Origin of the sequence: Pseudomonas knackmussii B13 (assembly GCF_000689415.1) — a bacterium.
GTDB classification, from domain to species: domain Bacteria; phylum Pseudomonadota; class Gammaproteobacteria; order Pseudomonadales; family Pseudomonadaceae; genus Pseudomonas; species Pseudomonas knackmussii.
On the sequence record NZ_HG322950.1, the window covers coordinates 828,970 to 845,063 of the forward strand.

Genomic DNA, 16,094 nt, shown 5'->3' on the forward strand with positions numbered 1-16,094 from the left:
ACCAAAAGCCGATCCGGAGGACGCCATGACCGAACCGCAACTGCCCAGCCGCGCCAAACGTGCCGCACGAGTCCTGTCGCTGCTCGACCTCACTTCGCTGAATGCCACCGACGACATGCCGCATATCGTCCAGCTCAGCCGCCAGGCCATGACCCCTTTCGGCGAGGTGGCTGCAGTGTGCGTGGCGCCGCGCTTCGTGCACGTCGCCCGGCGCACGCTCACCGGCTTCGGCGGACGCGCGGTGAAGGTCGCCAGCGTGTGCAACTTCCCCGGTGGCGATGGGCGGCCGGACGAGGTGGTAGAAGAGGTGCGCCGCACCCTGGCCGAAGGCGCCGACGAGATCGACCTGGTCTACCCCTGGCGCGCGCTCAAGGAGGGCCGGGCGGATGGCGCGGACGCCCTGATCCGCGCGTGCAAGGCACTGTGCGGGCCGTACCATCGGCTCAAGGTGATTCTCGAAACCGGTGAGCTGGGCGATCCGGAACTGATTCGCGCGGCCAGCCTGACGGCCATTGCAGCCGGCGCCGACTTCCTCAAGACCAGCACCGGCAAGGTGCCGGTGAATGCCACCCCGGAAGCGGCGCGGGTGATGCTCGAATGCATCGCCGAAAGCGGCGGGCAGGTTGGCTTCAAGGCTTCCGGCGGGATTCGCACGCTGGAGGACGCCGAGGTCTATCTGCGCCTGGCCGCATCGATTCTTGGCGATGCCTGGATCACCCCGCAGCACCTGCGTATCGGCGCCTCCTCGTTGCTCGACGATCTGCTCAAAGCACTCGGCGAGGCGGAACAGCCCGCCTAGGCGGGCGTCGCCACGGCGCTCGACAGGGGCGCCACCTGCCACTGTTCGCCCGGCTGCGGCGCGCGGAAGAGGTGGCTTTCCACACCTTGCTCGGCCAGTGCGCGGGCCAGGTCGCTGACCGGGGTGAACTGGCCTTCGTCGCTCAGGCGGAAGGTGCCGAAATGGATGGCCATGCTGCAGCGCGATTCCAGCGTGCGGTGGGCCTTCACTGCGTCATCCGGACTCATGTGGTGATGCCGCATGAACCAGCGCGGCTCGTAGGCGCCGATCGGCAGCGCGGCGAAACGCATCGGCCCGAAGCGCTCGCGGATCAGCCCGAATTCCGGACCCAGGCCGGTATCGCCGGGGAACAGCAGCGGACCGTCGGGTGATTCAAGGACGAAACCCATCCACAGGGTGCGGTTGGTGTCGTAGCGCGAGCGCGCGGACCAGTGCTGAGCCGGCACACCGGTGAGCAACATGCCGTCGTGCAGCGGCACGCTCTGCCACCAATCGATCTCCTGCACGTCGACGAAACCGCAGGCGCGGATCAGCTCGCCGTTGCCCAGCCCGGTCACCACCTTGGCGGCAGGGAAACGCCGCGCCAGTTCGTCGAGGCTGCCGACGTCGAGGTGGTCGTAGTGGTTGTGGCTGACCATGATCAGGTTGATCGGTGGCAGCTCGTCCAGCGCCAGGCCCGGCGGGTGGTGGCGCTTCGGGCCGACGAAGCTGAACGGGCTGGTGCGCTCGCACCACAGCGGGTCGGTGAGGATGTTCAGGCCGCGGTGCTGGATCAGCAGGGTGGCGTGGTTGATGTAGGTGACGCGCAGCTCCGCGCCGCTGACACGCGCCGGTGTTTCCGGGCGCTGCTCGGGGCCCGGCTGGTCGATCCAGGCCAGTTGCCGGCTGCGTTCAAACTGCCACTTGAGGAAAGCGCCGAAGCCATGGTGCGGTTTGGCGTCGAGGTTGCGGAAGCGCAGGCCGTCGAAGTTCGTGCTCTGCGGGCCGCGATAGCCGCCGCCGAGACGGCCGGCGAGGTTCAGCAGGGTGATCAGCCAGGGGGCGCGTCGGTTGCTGGACATGGGGTCGATGCTCTTGCGAGGGGGCCGTTCCACAACCTAGCATGCTCGGCCACGCTTCTGCCTCGCCGACTTCACGGCCCCGCCCATGCCTCGTCCGCCCCGTCCCGCCAATCGCCGCCCCCATGCTCCCGCCGCGCCCCGTCGCGTGCCCAAGGCGCCGCCCGCGCAGTCGCGCCTGATCCTGCTGAACAAGCCGTTCGACGTGCTCACTCAGTTCAACGACAGCGAGGGCAGGGCGACACTCAAGGACTACGTGGACGTGCCCGGGGTCTATCCGGCGGGGCGCCTGGATCGCGACAGCGAAGGCCTGCTGCTGCTGACCAACGACGGCCGCCTGCAGGCGCGCATCGCCGATCCCAAGCACAAGCTGCCGAAGACCTACTGGGTGCAAGTGGAAGGTGAACCGAGTGACGAACAGCTGCAGCGCCTGCGCGAGGGCGTCGAACTGAACGACGGCCCGACCCTGCCGGCCGAGGCGCGCCGGCTCGATGAGCCGCAGCTGTGGGAGAGGGTGCCGCCAGTGCGATTCCGCAAGTCGATTCCGACCGCCTGGCTGGAACTGGTGATCCGCGAGGGACGCAACCGCCAGGTGCGGCGCATGACCGCCGCGGTGGGCCTGCCGACCCTGCGCCTGGTGCGTGTGCGCATCGGCCCCTGGGCGCTGGACGGGCTGCAGCCTGGCGAGTGGCGCGAGGTGCAGCCCTAGGGCTGGATCAGAAACCGCCTTCCAGGCCGGCGACCACGAAGGATTTCACCAGGAAGCCGAAGACGCCGAGACCGAGCGCGAAGAACAGCACCAGGGTCCCCATGCGGCCGGCCTTGGACTTCTTGGCCAGGTCCCAGACGATGAAGGCCATGAACAGGATCAGGGCGCTGACCAGCCCGTACATCATCCAGTCTTCGAAACTCTCGTTCATTGCTGCTCCTGCCCGGCGCGGGCATTGCCAGTGGGTCGCCGGGCGGGCCGGCGGGGCGATGAAGGCCGGCATTATACGCATCTGGCTGTTTGTTGATCAGGTTGCTCGGAAATTGAGCAAATCTTCCCGTCGGCTGGCGCGCACGGCGCAGGAAGTCGCGTGACAGCGGTCCTGGCGCGAATTATTCGAGCGCCACGCCGCGTCGGCAGGACGCAAGGTGTGCGGTTTTGTCGCAGGTTTGCGGCGGTAGGAGCGTTTCGTTCAGCTGCGCAGGTGCTCCAGCGGCAACTCGGTGCTGGCCATGATGTTGCGCAGCACGAAGCTGGAACGAACGCTGGTCACGCCCTCGATGCGGGTCAGGGTGCCGAGCAGGAAGTGCTGGTAGTGCTCCATGTCCGGCACCATCACCTTCAGCTGGTAGTCGGCGTCCATCCCGGTGACCAGGCTGCACTCCAGCACCTCCGGGCACTTGCCGATGATCGACTGGAAATGCTCGAAGCGCTCCGGGGTGTGGCGGTCCATGCCGATCAGCACGAAGGCGGTGAGGCTCAGGCCGAGCTTCTTGCTGTCGAGCAGGGCGACCTGGCGCAGGATGTAGCCGTCGTCCTCCAGCTGCTTGACCCGCCGCGAGCAAGGCGAGGGTGAAAGGCCGATGCGCTCGGCCAGCTCCTGGTTGGAGATGCGCGCGTCGCGCTGCAATTCGGCGAGGATGCGCAGGTCGTAGCGGTCCAGCTTGTTCATGGTGGCCTCGTTTTTTAAACAGATTGCCAAGACTTATACATTTGTGAAGATTTATTGCGCAATAGCCTTGTATGTGAGCAATCTTCGCAATCCTCCTGCAGCGTTGGGCCCGTAAGATCTCTCCCAAGAATCACGGCCCGGACAGCACGTCCACGGCGATCCACCCAATCAGGCGGATCGCGGCCCGCCGACCCCACAGGGGCGCCCCCGCCACCGGGCTACGCACTACCCAGAAGGTGGAGCGAGGTGAGCCGGCGCCAACAGCGACGAGCCAGGACGAGTTTCCCGAAGGGAGGTCAATGACCTCCCTTTTTTCTTGCCCGCGATTTGCCCCGCCGACCTTTACTCTGACTTTACCTAGCCCTTGGGGATGGGGCCTGTGCGGCGTTGTCTACCGGTTATCCAATCGTCACAGGTCGGCCGGAAGGTCGCGGCGAGGCAATCATGAAATCGGCTATCTGGCGTCTGGCAACTTGCGGGCTGTTGTCCCTGGCCATTGCCGGTCAATCCCTGGCCGAAGGGCAAGGCCCGGGCCAGGGCGGTCAGGGGCATGACGGCCATGGGGGCAACGGCAACGGTGGCGGCCAGTGGCAGGGACGTCCCCAGGGCAATGGGGGCGGCCAGGGTCAGGGGCATTCGCAGGGCAACCCGGGTGGCCAGTGGCAGGGTCGCCCGGAGGGCAATCCCGGCGGGCAATGGCAGGGCCACCAGCAGGGTAATCAGGCCGGCCAGTGGCAGGGTCGCCCGCAAGGCAACCCCGGCGGGCAGGGCAATCCCGGCGGGCAATGGCAGGGCCACCAGCAGGGTAATCAGGCCGGCCAGTGGCAGGGTCGCCCGCAAGGCAACCCCGGCGGGCAATGGCAGGGGCATCAGCAGAATAACCAGGCTGGCCAGTGGCAAGGCCGCCCGCAGAACAGCCAGGCCGGGCAATGGCAAGGCCATCAGCAAGGTAACGGCAATGGCCAATGGCAGAGCCGACCTACAGCCGAGCGTGACGACCACGGCAACGATCGTCGCCCCGGCGACTGGACCACGCAGTGGCCGAGCCTCAACCATGGCGACCGCGACAACCACGGCTACGGTCGTCCATCGGCGTCCGGCAACTCCTGGCAGGGTCGTCCGCCAGGTGGCGGCAACGACTGGCATGGCCGACCACCGGGCGGCAACTGGGGGCCGCACCCGGACAACTGGCGGCCCGGCTACGTGGTCGACCGTGTACCCCATGGCTATCGCCGGGTGCCCTGGCGTGGCAATGACTACTTCTTCAGCGACGGCTACTGGTACCGCCCGCACGGCCCGCGCTACGTGATGGTGGCACCGCCCTACGGCGTGCGCGTGGACTATCTGCCGTCGTACGCCGAGCAGATATGGATCGGCAGCGTGCTGTACTTCCTCGCGGCCGGCACCTACTACCTGTTCGACAGCGGTTCGCAGAGTTACGAGGTGGTGCCGCCCCCGGCACAGGTGGCGCAGGCGCCGGTGGAACCGAGCAATCCGTACGATGTGATCGCCTACCCGATGTACGGCCAGGGCCCGCAGCAGCAGGCGCAGGACCACTACGAGTGCCACACCTGGGCGGTGGGGCAGAGCGGCTTCGACCCGGCGATGGCCCAGTACGCGCCGCCGCAACAGGCGGTGGATGCCTATCGCGGCGCCTTGTCGGCCTGCCTGAGCGGGCGCGGCTACAGCATCAACTGATGGTTTCCTTGCCCACCACTTCCAGCGGGTCGGCGTGCACCAGCACGTCGGCCTTGGGAAACTCCTTGCGGATCGCCAGCACCGCGTCGTCGCACAGCTTGTGCGCCTGCGACAGGCGCATGTCGCCGGGGAACTCCAGATGCAGCTGGACGAACCAGTGCTCGCCCGAAACCCGCGTGCGCAGGTCGTGGGCGCCGGCCACGCCAGGCACCTGGCAAGCCAGTTCGAGCATGCGGGCGCTGACTCCCGCCGGAAGCTCTTCGTCCATCAGCACGGTCAGCGATTCGCGGGCGATGGTCACGGCGCTCCAGAGGATGTAGCAGGCGATGCCCAGGCCGAAGATCGCGTCCATCCGCGGGAAGCCGTAGCGTGCCAGGACCAGCGCGACCAGGATGCTGCTGTTGAGCAGCAGGTCCGAGCGGTAGTGCAGCGAATCAGCCTGCACCGCCAGCGAGCCGGTGCGCTTGATCACGTAGCGCTGCACCGCCAGCAACGCGGCGGTGAGTGCCAGCGACAGCAGCATGACCAGGATGCCCCAGCCGGTGGCGCCAAGCGGTTCCGGGTGCTGCAGGCGATCCAGCGCCTGGGTGCCGATGAGCACCGCGCTGACCGCGATGAACAGCGCCTGGCCCATGCCGGAAAGCGATTCCGCCTTGCCGTGGCCGTAGCGGTGGTCGTCGTCCGCCGGGCGCAGTGCGTAGCGCACGGCGAGCAGGTTGAGCAGGGAGGCGGCGCCATCGAGCAGCGAGTCGGTGAGGCCGGCGAGCATGCTCACCGAGCCGCTGAACCACCAGGCCGCCGCCTTGGCCACGACCAGCGTGAGGGCGACCGCCAGCGACGCGCCGGTGGCCAGGTGCAGCAACCGGGCGCGTTGGGATTTTTCAGTCATCGGGTGTCCTGGCGATGCGGAAGGAAATAGATGTAGTCGAGCAGCGGGGCTGGTTGGCCAAGCGCGGTGAGCGCGGCGCTCATCTGCCCGCGGTGATGGGTGCCGTGGTTGACCAGGTGCTGGACGATGTCGGTCAGGGTCTGGCGGTGTTCCTGCCCGGCCATGTTGCGGTACTCGAGCAGGCGGCCGAGGTCGGTCTCGTCCTGCCGGCTCAGCCACAGGCGCCAGCCGGCGATGCCTTCGGCGAGGAAGGCGGCCAGCGAATCGCGATCGGGCGCGGCTTCCGTATCCAGGCGCTCGAACTGCCAGGGCTTGCCCTCGACCCGCGCCAGCCAGATGCGGTCGACCACCGCGAGGTGGTTGAGGGTGCCGTGCAGGCTGCCGAAGAACAGCCCGCGCGGCGCCCGGTAGACGTCCTCGTCCAGCGGTGCGACGGCCTCGAGCATGCGCTCGTAGGCCCAGAGGTGATAGTCGAGGAGTTTTTCCAGGTGGCGCCCAAGTGCCGCGTGCATGTCAGCCCTCCAGATGCATTCCGAGGCTGGCCAGTTGCTGCGGGTTGCCGACGCGCTGGATCAGGCGCGGGTCGTCAAGCGGCAGGGCGCGGCCCGTCTCGCGTTGGATGATCGCTTTGAGTTTAGCCTTGTCCACCTGGCCGTCGGCGCCGACCGCCTCGTGCAGTTTTTCCGGGGCGACCGAGTATTTCGCGTCGGGCAGGTAGATGGCTCCGGTGGCGAAGTCTACGCCGAAGGCGATCAGGCCCGGGATGATGTAGAACAACAGACCGATGGCATCGAACACCGCGATTGCCGGGTCGATACGGCCGTCGATCTGGCCGCGCCGCTCGGGGTAGAACAGCGTGCCGCAGGCGGTGAGCTGGGTGAGCAGGGTGGCGCTGAGGACCGCGCAGGAAACTCGGGTAGCGAGACGCATGAAGAACCTCCTGGAAGATGAGCCGGCGACTATAGCAACCAGGCGCCGGAAGCCTCTATCGGTGGTGAACTCCCACCTGTTCATGGGACTGCCGCAAGGCCGCGGCGGTTCGCCGTTATAATCGCAGGTTTGTCGTTTCCGTCTCCTTAAGGGTTGAAGAAATATAGTCATGAATGCGCTTCCGATCGACGCAGTCCTGCCGGCTCTGCGCGAGGCTTTCGCCGAGCGCGACGAGGCCGTGCTGGAGGCGCCGCCGGGCGCCGGCAAGACCACCCGCGTGCCGCTGGCGCTGCTCGACGAACCCTGGCTGGCCGGGCAGAGCATCCTCATGCTCGAACCGCGCCGCCTGGCTGCCCGCGCGGCGGCCGAGCGCCTGGCCGAGGAGCTCGGCGAGAAGGCCGGGGAGACGGTCGGCTACCGCATCCGCCTGGACAGCAAGGTCGGCCCGAAGACGCGCATCGAGGTGGTCACCGAAGGCATCCTCACCCGCCGCCTGCAGGACGACCCGGCGCTGGACGGCGTTGGCCTGGTGATCTTCGACGAATTCCATGAGCGAAGCCTCGACGCCGATCTCGCTCTCGCGCTGACGCTCAATGGTCGCGAGCTGCTGCGCGATACGCCGCTGAAGGTGCTGGTGATGTCCGCCACGCTGGAAGGCGAACGCTTGTCCGCGCTGCTTGGCGAGGCACCGGTGGTGCGCAGCGAAGGGCGCATGTTTCCGGTCGAGACGCGCTGGGGGCGGCCGTTCCAGGCCGGCGAGTTCGTCGAACCGCGCGTGGTGCAGACAGTCCTCCAGGCCCTTGCCGACGAAAAAGGCAGCCTGCTGGTGTTCCTCCCCGGGCAGGCGGAGATCCGCCGCGTCGCCGAACAACTGGGCGAAGCGTTGGCCGGGCGCAGCGAAGTGCTGCTCTGCCCGCTGCACGGCGAGCTCGAACTCTCCGCCCAGCGCGCGGCCATCGAGCCGGCGCCGGGGGGCAAGCGCAAGGTGGTGCTGGCGACCAACATCGCCGAGACCAGCCTGACCATCGACGGTGTGCGCGTCGTCGTCGACGCCGGCCTGGCGCGGGTGCCGCGCTTCGATCCGGGCAGCGGCATGACCCGCCTGGAAACCCAGCGCATCTCCCGCGCCTCCGCCACCCAGCGCGCCGGCCGTGCCGGGCGCCTGGAGCCGGGTGTGTGCTACCGGCTGTGGTCGGAGGCGCAGCACGACCAACTGCCGGCCTATGGCACGGCGGAGATCCTCCAGGCCGACCTCGCTGGCCTGGCCTTGCAGCTGGGTCGCTGGGGCGTGGAGCCGGGCGAGCTGGCCTGGCTCGATACGCCGCCGGCCGCTGCCTATGCACAGGCACGCGACCTGTTGGCGCGTCTCGGCGCACTGAACGAAAGCGGCGCGTTGAATGCCCATGGCCAGGCGATGGCCGAGTTGCCCGCCCACCCGCGCATCGCTCATCTGTTGCTGCGCGGCCAGGCGCTCGGTCTCGGTCAACTGGCGTGCGACGTTGCCGCGCTGCTGGGCGAGCGAGACATTCTGCGCGGTGCCGGCGCCGACCTGCACGAACGCACGGCATTGCTTGCCGGCGAATCGGCAAGCAACCGAACCAGTCGTGGTGCAGTGCAGCGCGCCAAGCAGCTGTCCCGGCAATTCCGTGGCTACCTGCGGGGCAAACCCAGCGAGGCCGTGAGCGATCCCGATCACCCGCGCTGGCTCGGTGCGCTGCTGGCCTTCGCCTATCCCGACCGCGTGGCCCGGCAGCGCCGAGAGGGCGGTGGCGAATACCGCCTGGCCAACGGCCGCGCCGCGCAGTTCGGCGAGCCCGATGCCTTGATGAAGGAGCCCTGGCTGGTGGTCGCCGACCTCGGCAGTCGCCAGGGCCAGCGCGAGGAGCGCATCTATCTGGCAGCGGCGCTCAATGCAGCGCTGTTCGATTCGGTGCTCGCCGAGCAGGTCAGCCAGCGCGACGAGCTGGATTGGGACGAGCGCGAAGGCGTGCTGCGCGCGGAGCGCCAGCGCAAGGTCGGCGAGCTGGTGCTCAGCCGCGAGGCGCTACCGAGTCTCGATGAAGAGGCACGCAGCAAGGCGCTGCTCGGCCTGGTGCGGCGCAAGGGGCTGGAGCTGCTGGCGTGGACGCCGGAGTTGCGCCAATGGCAGGCGCGGGTGAACTTGCTGCGCCGGCTCGACCTGGAGAGCAAGGGCGAAAGCGAGTGGCCGGACGTCAGCGACGCAGCCCTGCTGGATTCCCTGGAAGACTGGCTGCAGCCATACCTGGGCAAGGTCTCGCGGTTGTCGCACTTCGCTAACTTGGAGCTGGCGGGCATCCTCCATAGCGTCCTGCCCTGGCCGCTGCCGTCGCGTCTCGACGAGCTGGCGCCGCGCACGCTGCAGGTGCCATCCGGCTCGAACATTCGCCTGGACTACACCGAGTTTCCGCCGGTGCTGGCGGTGCGGCTGCAGGAGCTTTTCGGCCTGGCCGATACTCCGCGCATCGCCAATGGCCGGGTGGCGGTGAAGCTGCACCTGCTGTCGCCGGCGCAGCGGCCGGTGCAGGTGACCCAGGACCTGGCGAACTTCTGGCGCAGCACCTACGCCGAGGTGAAGAAGGACCTCAAGGGCCGCTACCCGAAGCACTACTGGCCGGACGACCCGCTGATCGCCGAGCCCACCGCGCGGGCCAAGCCGCGCAAGAGCTGAGCGGCTAGTTGAGCTCCAGGCGCTCGCCGGCGGAGTGCAGTTCCTCGTAGGCGTGGTCTAGGCGCTGGCGCAGTTGTTCGGCGTCCGGTGTGCGGCGCGAGAGGATCAGCTTGAGCGGCAGGCGGAACAGCGCGGTGGTGGCCAGCGGCGGCATGCCGGCGTCACGCCGGGCCTGTTCCACTGGCGCCTGGTAGTCGAGCAGGTAGTCGCCACGGTCGCGCAGCAGCATCTGTAGCGCGGCGGCGTGGGTGCTGGTGCGGTGCACTTCCAGCTTGAGCGCCGGGTCGTCGAGCAGCTCTGTCGCCGGGCGCCAGTAGCTGTAGCCGCTGATCAGGATGATCCGCTTGCCGACCAGGTCTTGCGGCAGGCGCGGCGCCGGGCGCGTGGCCAGGCGATAGAGGTTGAGCTCGACATGGCCGAGGGTGTGCGCGCATTCGAGGGTGCTGTCGGCCAGTTCCGGCTTGCCCGGGGCGCCGGCCCAGACCTGGATGCTGCCATCCTGCAGCGACTGGTACAGGCGCGCGCTCGGCAGCGAGTGGAGCTCGGCGCGATAACCGGCCTGGCGCAGCAGCTTGCGCACCAGCTCGGCGCCCAGTCCCTGGGTGCTGCCGTCGTCGTCGGTGAAGATGTATGGCGGGAACTCGTAGTAGCCGACGTCCAGCTGCTGCGGAGACGGCGACGTCCCCGACATGGCGTGGCCGAAGGAGGCGGGCAGCAACGTCGAGGCGAGCGGAAGCAGGAATTTTTTGAGCATGGCGGGCTCTGCACCTTTATCGTTTTTGTGGTGGTGTCAGAGCGAGCATGGTCGGCGTTTCGGGGCTTGTCCAGCACTCCCCGGACCGCTGACAGGTGCACCTGTGACGTGCCGCACGGCAGACGCGGCGGGGCCTCCAGCGGCAACGGCTATGCTAGAGGCGACGCGGCCTCGATGGCGTCCGGCGAGGGCATCGGCGATGCAACGCAAGGTCTTTTCCAGCAAGGTCTACCTGCACAAGACGGTGCTCGTCACCGGCGGCTGCTCGGGGATCGGCCGCGCCCTGGTGCTGCGTTTCGCCCAGGCCGGCGCGCGTCCGGTGATCCTCGATCTCGACCAGGCGGCGCTCGACAGCCTGGTGCAGCACCTGCAGCAGCATCTCAACGTCGAAGCCCTCGGCCTGCGCTGCGACATCGCCGATCCGGAAGCTGTGCGACAAGCGGTGGCACTGGCGGTCGAGCGCTTCGGCGGCATCGACGTGCTGATCAACAACGCCGGCATCACCCACCGCAGCCTGTTCGCCGAGACCGACCTGAAGGTCTTCCAGCGGGTCATGGCGGTGAACTTCTATGGTGCCCTGCATTGCACCCAGGCGGCGCTGCCCAGCCTGGTCGCGCGGCAGGGGCAGATCATCGTGCTCAGTTCGCTGACCGGCTTCGCGCCGCTGCTCTATCGCAGCGCCTACAACGCCAGCAAGCATGCCCTGCACGGTCTGTTCGACACCTTGCGCATGGAATTAGACGGGACCGGTGTGGCGATCACCCTGGCTTGTCCGGGCTTCACCGCCACCGACCTGCGCAAGAACGCCCTGGTCGGCGATGGTTCGGTGATCCGCCAGCCGGCCACCGTACTGGGTAGCGAAGTGGCCTCGCCACGCGACGTGGCCGAGGCTATCTACCAGGGCGCGCTGCGCCGCAAGCGGTTGCTGGTGCTGTCCAACGTCAATTGGCGGGCGCGCATCCTGGCGCGCTACTTCCCGCGCCTGTTCGAGCGTCTGCTGGTGCCCAGGATGTCGGGCCTGAAACCGGGGCCGCGCTGAGCGGCCGTCAGGCTTGCTCGCTGCCCTGCTCGCGTTCCGGGCCGAGCATGTAGATGCGGTAGGTGAGCACCGTCAGCAGCAACTGGAAGAAGCCGCTCAGGGCGTTGAGCGCCAGGCCGTAGCCAGCCGCCTCGTCGTTCAACTGCTCGATGTAACCCTGCAGTGCCCAGGTCGGCGCGAGTATCACCAGTACCGTGGTCAGCAGCAGGAAGAAGTGCCCGTTGGTCAGGCGGAAGCTCTCGCGGATGGCATCCAGCGGACGCAGCCCGCGCTTGACCAGCAGCACCTCGGCGAAGGCCAGCTTGATCATCACGTAGATGCCCGGAAGGATCATCAGCGAGAAGCCGATGACGATCAGCAGCGAGCTCAGCGCCGAAAGCAGCGCGAAAGCCGGCCACAGGCGCAGCGCGGCGCGCCACAGCTCGCTGACGCCACGTCGGCGCTCCTCGCCGAAGTCGATCAGGTAGAGCAGCAGGCTGGCGGTGTAGATGGGGTAGAAGACCAGGCCGGCGGCCATGCCCCAAGGTGCGAACTGCTGGGACTGCGCGGCGAGGCTCAGCTGTTGCTGGGTCAGGCTCTCGAGGACGATCCACGGCAGGCACAGCGGCAGCAGGGTGCCGAGGTGGCGGCTGAAGAAGAACCAGGTATCGCGCAGGATGGAGATGGGATTCATCGGCTCCCCCAGCAGACCAGGACGCCAGCGACTCTAACCCATGCCCGGCTGGGCCGACCAGAGGGTGCGCGGGGATGAACATTTCATCGGGCAGGAACTTGTTTTTTCGCCGGTCGATCCAATCTTCAGCGCTATCCCTCTCTCCCCCGCCGCTCACTCGAGGCAGCACATGAAATCCGAAGAGCAAACCCTGATCGAAGGCCTGTTCACCCGCCTGCAGGAAGCCGAGCGCCAATCCGCGCCGCGCGACGCCCAGGCCGAGGCGCAGATCAACCAGTACCTGGTGCGCCAGCCCGCAGCGCCCTACTACATGGCGCAGGCGATGCTGATCCAGGAAGCGGCGATCAAGCGGCTCGACCAGCGTGTGAAGGAGCTGGAAGCCCAGGTCGCCCAGCAGCAGGAAAACCGCCCGAGCAGCGGCGGCTTCCTCGCCGGCCTGTTCGGCGGCGGTCAGCGCGAGGCCGCGCCGCAGCCGCAACAACAGCAGCGCCCTGATGGCTGGGGGCAGACCCGCTTCTCGCAGCCGGCTGGCGCCGGTTATGCCAGCAACCCGAATGACTTTCGTCCGGCCGCTGCGCCCCAGGCGGCTCCCGCCCAGGGTGGCGGCTTCATGCGTGGCGCGTTGCAGACCGCTGCGGGCGTAGCCGGCGGCATGGTGGTGGCGGACCTGCTGACCAACATGTTCCACCACTCGCAGCCGCAGGAAATCGTCGAGGTGATCCAGGAGCAGGTGCCGGTGGATCGCTTCGACCAGCAGCCGACCAACTTCGACGACAGCCTGTCCTCGCTCGGCGGAGACAACTACGCGGACAGCGGCTTCACCGACAGCAACTATGACGACGGCGGCTTCGGCGGCGGCGATTCGAGCTTCTTCGACGACGACGGCGACATGTTCAGCTGACCGATCTCCCCGCGCCGACGACGCGCGGGGCTGGCGGCGCGGGGGCGGGCTGCGATAATGCGCGCCCGCCGCCAACCTCGGAGCCGCCGTTGAAGACCCTCGCCCTGTTCGCCGATGTGCAGAACCTCTACTACACGGTTCGCCAGGCCTACGGCTGCCATTTCAACTACACCGCGCTCTGGGAAGAGTTGAGCCGCGACGGCCAGATCGTCGAGGCCTATGCCTACGCCATCGACCGTGGCGACGCCCGCCAGCAGCAGTTCCAGCGCATCCTGCGCAACCTCGGCTTCGAGGTGAAGCTCAAGCCCTACATCCAGCGCAGCGACGGCTCGGCCAAGGGCGACTGGGACGTCGGCATCACCATCGACATTCTCGACGCGGTGCCGCGGGTGGACGAAATCGTCCTGTGCTCCGGCGACGGCGACTTCGATTTGCTGCTGCAGCGCGTCCGCGCCCAGGGCAAGGACGCCACCGCCTACGGCGTGCCGGGGCTCACTGCGCAGGCGCTGATCCGCTCGGCGACGCGCTACGTGCCCATCGAAGGCAGCCTGCTGCTGCGCCACTGATCCCTGGCGCGGCTAAAATGCCGCCCATTCCCTTTCCGATTGCGAGCTTTCCATGACCTTCGCCGAACTCGGCCTGATCGAACCCCTGCTGCGCGCCCTCGACGGGCTCGACTACCAGAAGCCGACGCCGGTGCAGGCGCAGGCGATTCCCGCCGTGCTCAAGGGCCGCGACCTGCTCGCCGCGGCGCAGACCGGCACCGGCAAGACCGCCGGCTTCGCGCTGCCTTTGCTGCAGAAACTGCTCCAGGAAGGCCCGCAGGTGGCCGCCAACTCGATTCGCGCGCTGGTGCTGGTGCCGACCCGCGAGCTGGCCGAGCAGGTCCACGAGAGCTTCCGTGTCTACGGCCAGCACGTGCCGCTGCGCACGGCGGTGGCCTACGGCGGGGTGAGCATCAACCCGCAGATGATGAAGCTGCGCAAGGGCGTCGACGTGCTGGTCGCCACCCCGGGCCGGTTGCTCGACCTGTACCGGCAGAACGCCCTGAAATTCACCCAACTGCAGGTGCTGGTGCTCGACGAAGCCGACCGCATGCTCGACCTGGGCTTCGCCCGCGAGCTGGACGAGGTGTTCGCCGCGCTGCCCAAGCGCCGCCAGACCCTGCTGTTCTCCGCGACCTTCTCCGAGGCGATCCGCAAGATGGCCGGCGGCCTGCTGCGCGACCCGCTGTCCATCGAAGTGGCACCTCGCAACACCGCGGCGAAGACAGTCAAGCAACAGCTCATCACCGTGGACAAGAAGCGTAAGGCCGAGCTGTTCCTGCACCTGCTGCAGAGCCGCGGCTGGCGCCAGGCGCTGGTGTTCGCCAAGACCCGCAAGGGCGTCGACGAACTGGTTGGTCGCCTGCAGGCCGAAGGCCTGGCCGCCGATTCGATCCACGGCGACAAGCCGCAGCCGTCGCGCCTGCGCGCGCTGCAGCGGTTCAAGGACGGCGAGGTGAACTTCCTGGTCGCCACCGACGTCGCCGCGCGCGGCCTCGACATCGAGGAGATGCCGCTGGTGGTCAACTTCGACCTGCCGATCGTCGCCGAGGACTACGTCCACCGCATCGGCCGTACCGGTCGCGCCGGGGCCAGCGGCCAGGCGCTGTCGCTGGTCTGCGCCGATGAAGTGCAGCAGTTGGCGGCCATCGAAACGCTGATCGGCCAACTGCTGACGCGCAGCGAAGAGGACGGTTTCGAGGCCGAGCACCGGGTGCCGCAGACCACCCTTGGCGGCCAGTTGGTGAAGAAGCCGAAGAAGCCCAAGCAACCCAAGGTCCCCGAGGGCAAGCCCGGCAAGGTCCACCTGGGCAACCTGCTGGACGACAAGCCGCAGGTGAAGGCGGTGCGCAAGGCGCCGGGCTTCGCCAAGGCGCCGGCAGGCAAGAAGCCGAGCGCGCCCAAGGGCAAGGGGCGCTGACAGGGCAGGGCGCATCAAGCTGGTGCGCTTTCGCCTCGCTCGGCGCGCGAGGTGCCGCGCCGGGCGGGCTTTCAGGATAGTGGCGCAAAACCTGCATTTCCGTGCGGAATCCTGAACGCCTATAGTGTGTGCTCCGCGCACACAACAAGAACGAAAGCCTATGCGCCACAAGGAACTCAAAGCCTGGACCTGCGGGGTCGCCCAGCTGTTCCCGCTCGCCCCCGGCCGCCCACGCCTGCTCGGCCTCAGCCAGTGGCTGCAGCAGGCCTGCCCGGTCGATCACTTCGTGCTCTTCGTCTACGAAGGCAACCACCGGCCGCTGGACCTGTTCGACACCTTCCCGGCCGATGTCCGGCATGTCTATGTCGAGGACTACCAGGTCGGCCCCTACCTGCTCGATCCCTTCTACCTCGCCTGCACCCGCGACCAGGCCCCCGGCCTGTGGCGCCTGCGCCAGTTCGCGCCGGACCACTTCTACCTGGGCGAGTACTACCAGACCTACTACCAGCAGACCGGGCTGACCGAGGAGATCGCCTTCTTCGTCGACCTCGACGACGGCGCCAAGGCGGTGCTGTCGCTGATGCGCAAGACTTCGAGCCCCGCCTACAGCCGCGACGAGATGCAGCTGCTGGAGTGCGCCCGCCCGGTGGTCGAGCAGATGGTCCGCGAAGCCTGGGCGCTGCGCCGCGCGCAACCCCGCCCGGCACAGGACCTGGACTACAAGATTCGCGAGGCCTTCGACCATTTCGGCGCCCAGGTGCTGACCGCGCGCGAGCAGGAGATCGTCCAGCTGCTGCTGCGCGGCCACTCCAGCGCCTCGGTGGCCGAGCAGCTCGACATCAGCCCCGGCACGGTGAAGATCCACCGCAAGAACATCTACGCCAAGCTCGGCATCGGCAGCCAGTCGGAGCTGCTGGGCCTGTTCATCCGCGAACTGGCGGGGCACGAGGGCGTCCGAGAAGTGCGCGCTACCGCCTGAACGGCGGGAACCTGTAGGAGCGGGCCTTGCCCGCGAATCGCGCGCATGGTGCGCTCCTA

17 protein-coding genes are annotated in these 16,094 nt (G+C 68.0%); 9 read left to right on the top strand and 8 right to left on the bottom strand.

Translation table 11 applies throughout. From position 1 onward, the window contains the following. The first annotated feature begins 25 nt into the window (after positions 1-25). Entirely contained in the window at positions 26-799 is a 774-nt protein-coding gene (gene deoC / locus PKB_RS03985; RefSeq protein WP_052355173.1) for a deoxyribose-phosphate aldolase, read from the top strand. Here the strand turns inward: deoC and PKB_RS03990 are convergent. Continuing rightward, complete coding sequence (locus tag PKB_RS03990) at positions 796-1,860, bottom strand: MBL fold metallo-hydrolase (protein WP_043249199.1); 1,065 nt, start codon at positions 1,858-1,860, stop codon at positions 796-798. The genes deoC and PKB_RS03990 overlap by 4 nt on opposite strands. 145 nt (positions 1,861-2,005) lie before the next feature. On the opposite strand from PKB_RS03990, the gene PKB_RS03995 reads away from it, so the two are divergent. Next, complete coding sequence (locus PKB_RS03995) at positions 2,006-2,566, top strand: pseudouridine synthase (RefSeq protein ID WP_043249200.1); 561 nt, start codon at positions 2,006-2,008, stop codon at positions 2,564-2,566. 7 nt (positions 2,567-2,573) lie between these two features. Here the strand turns inward: PKB_RS03995 and PKB_RS04000 are convergent, their stop codons facing one another. Both PKB_RS04000 and PKB_RS04005 read right to left on the bottom strand, forming a co-directional pair. Next, positions 2,574-2,777 (bottom strand): DUF2788 domain-containing protein, encoded by a 204-nt coding sequence (locus tag PKB_RS04000; protein ID WP_043249201.1) that lies wholly within the window; start codon positions 2,775-2,777, stop codon positions 2,574-2,576. Positions 2,778-3,038: 261 nt separating this feature from the next. Then, a complete protein-coding gene (locus PKB_RS04005) occupies positions 3,039-3,518 on the bottom strand; it encodes an Lrp/AsnC family transcriptional regulator (protein WP_043249202.1) in 480 nt (159 codons plus the stop codon). Between the two features lie 444 nt (positions 3,519-3,962). On the opposite strand from PKB_RS04005, the gene PKB_RS28930 reads away from it, so the two are divergent. Then, the gene (locus PKB_RS28930) at positions 3,963-5,216 is read left to right on the top strand and encodes a DUF6515 family protein (RefSeq protein WP_084166569.1); all 1,254 of its coding nucleotides are present in this window, start codon (positions 3,963-3,965) and stop codon (positions 5,214-5,216) included. Here the strand turns inward: PKB_RS28930 and PKB_RS04020 are convergent. Genes PKB_RS04020 through PKB_RS04030 form a run of 3 tightly spaced genes read right to left on the bottom strand, consistent with a single transcriptional unit; the run spans position 5,209 to position 7,035 of the window. Beyond that, positions 5,209-6,105, bottom strand: a complete 897-nt coding sequence (locus PKB_RS04020; protein WP_043249205.1) for a cation diffusion facilitator family transporter — start codon at positions 6,103-6,105, stop codon at positions 5,209-5,211. The genes PKB_RS28930 and PKB_RS04020 overlap by 8 nt on opposite strands. Then, the gene (locus PKB_RS04025; protein ID WP_043249206.1) at positions 6,102-6,617 is read right to left on the bottom strand and encodes a DinB family protein; all 516 of its coding nucleotides are present in this window, start codon (positions 6,615-6,617) and stop codon (positions 6,102-6,104) included. The genes PKB_RS04020 and PKB_RS04025 overlap by 4 nt, the downstream gene beginning before the upstream one ends. Before the next feature lies 1 nt (position 6,618). Beyond that, entirely contained in the window at positions 6,619-7,035 is a 417-nt protein-coding gene (locus PKB_RS04030) for a hypothetical protein (RefSeq protein ID WP_043249207.1), read from the bottom strand. Positions 7,036-7,204: 169 nt separating this feature from the next. On the opposite strand from PKB_RS04030, the gene hrpB reads away from it, so the two are divergent. Further along, entirely contained in the window at positions 7,205-9,724 is a 2,520-nt protein-coding gene (gene hrpB / locus PKB_RS04035; RefSeq protein ID WP_043249208.1) for an ATP-dependent helicase HrpB, read from the top strand. 4 nt (positions 9,725-9,728) lie between these two features. On the opposite strand, the gene PKB_RS04040 is transcribed toward hrpB, so the two are convergent. Further along, positions 9,729-10,478 carry a substrate-binding periplasmic protein gene (locus PKB_RS04040; RefSeq protein WP_043249209.1) on the bottom strand — a complete coding sequence of 250 codons (750 nt, stop codon included), beginning with the start codon at positions 10,476-10,478 and terminating at the stop codon, positions 9,729-9,731. Between the two features lie 199 nt (positions 10,479-10,677). Between PKB_RS04040 and PKB_RS04045 the strand changes: the two genes are divergently transcribed. Beyond that, the gene (locus PKB_RS04045; protein WP_043249210.1) at positions 10,678-11,517 is read left to right on the top strand and encodes an SDR family oxidoreductase; all 840 of its coding nucleotides are present in this window, start codon (positions 10,678-10,680) and stop codon (positions 11,515-11,517) included. A 7-nt stretch (positions 11,518-11,524) separates the two neighbouring features. Here the strand turns inward: PKB_RS04045 and PKB_RS04050 are convergent, their stop codons facing one another. Continuing rightward, positions 11,525-12,190 (bottom strand): YciC family protein, encoded by a 666-nt coding sequence (locus tag PKB_RS04050; protein WP_043249211.1) that lies wholly within the window; start codon positions 12,188-12,190, stop codon positions 11,525-11,527. 169 nt (positions 12,191-12,359) lie between these two features. On the opposite strand from PKB_RS04050, the gene PKB_RS04055 reads away from it, so the two are divergent. From PKB_RS04055 to PKB_RS04070, 4 genes are all read left to right on the top strand, one after another. Further along, entirely contained in the window at positions 12,360-13,091 is a 732-nt protein-coding gene (locus PKB_RS04055; RefSeq protein WP_043249212.1) for a DUF2076 domain-containing protein, read from the top strand. 89 nt (positions 13,092-13,180) lie between these two features. Further along, complete coding sequence (locus PKB_RS04060) at positions 13,181-13,657, top strand: LabA-like NYN domain-containing protein (protein WP_043249213.1); 477 nt, start codon at positions 13,181-13,183, stop codon at positions 13,655-13,657. Between the two features lie 52 nt (positions 13,658-13,709). After that, positions 13,710-15,056, top strand: a complete 1,347-nt coding sequence (locus PKB_RS04065) for an RNA helicase RhlE1 (RefSeq protein WP_043249214.1) — start codon at positions 13,710-13,712, stop codon at positions 15,054-15,056. Positions 15,057-15,216: 160 nt separating this feature from the next. Beyond that, entirely contained in the window at positions 15,217-16,035 is an 819-nt protein-coding gene (locus tag PKB_RS04070; RefSeq protein WP_043249215.1) for a helix-turn-helix transcriptional regulator, read from the top strand. The last annotated feature ends 59 nt before the right edge of the window (positions 16,036-16,094 follow it).

Bases quoted from the DNA above. Each gene is read 5' to 3' on its own strand.
- deoC (WP_052355173.1), top strand. From the start codon at position 26: ATGACCGAACCGCAACTGCCCAGCCGCGCCAAACGTGCCGCACGAGTC.
- PKB_RS03990 (WP_043249199.1), bottom strand. From the start codon at position 1,860: ATGTCCAGCAACCGACGCGCCCCCTGGCTGATCACCCTGCTGAACCTC.
- PKB_RS04000 (WP_043249201.1), bottom strand. From the start codon at position 2,777: ATGAACGAGAGTTTCGAAGACTGGATGATGTACGGGCTGGTCAGCGCC.
- PKB_RS04005 (WP_043249202.1), bottom strand. From the start codon at position 3,518: ATGAACAAGCTGGACCGCTACGACCTGCGCATCCTCGCCGAATTGCAG.
- PKB_RS28930 (WP_084166569.1), top strand. From the start codon at position 3,963: ATGAAATCGGCTATCTGGCGTCTGGCAACTTGCGGGCTGTTGTCCCTG.
- PKB_RS04020 (WP_043249205.1), bottom strand. From the start codon at position 6,105: ATGACTGAAAAATCCCAACGCGCCCGGTTGCTGCACCTGGCCACCGGC.
- PKB_RS04025 (WP_043249206.1), bottom strand. From the start codon at position 6,617: ATGCACGCGGCACTTGGGCGCCACCTGGAAAAACTCCTCGACTATCAC.
- PKB_RS04030 (WP_043249207.1), bottom strand. From the start codon at position 7,035: ATGCGTCTCGCTACCCGAGTTTCCTGCGCGGTCCTCAGCGCCACCCTG.
- hrpB (WP_043249208.1), top strand. From the start codon at position 7,205: ATGAATGCGCTTCCGATCGACGCAGTCCTGCCGGCTCTGCGCGAGGCT.
- PKB_RS04040 (WP_043249209.1), bottom strand. From the start codon at position 10,478: ATGCTCAAAAAATTCCTGCTTCCGCTCGCCTCGACGTTGCTGCCCGCC.
- PKB_RS04045 (WP_043249210.1), top strand. From the start codon at position 10,678: ATGCAACGCAAGGTCTTTTCCAGCAAGGTCTACCTGCACAAGACGGTG.
- PKB_RS04050 (WP_043249211.1), bottom strand. From the start codon at position 12,190: ATGAATCCCATCTCCATCCTGCGCGATACCTGGTTCTTCTTCAGCCGC.
- PKB_RS04055 (WP_043249212.1), top strand. From the start codon at position 12,360: ATGAAATCCGAAGAGCAAACCCTGATCGAAGGCCTGTTCACCCGCCTG.
- PKB_RS04065 (WP_043249214.1), top strand. From the start codon at position 13,710: ATGACCTTCGCCGAACTCGGCCTGATCGAACCCCTGCTGCGCGCCCTC.
- PKB_RS04070 (WP_043249215.1), top strand. From the start codon at position 15,217: ATGCGCCACAAGGAACTCAAAGCCTGGACCTGCGGGGTCGCCCAGCTG.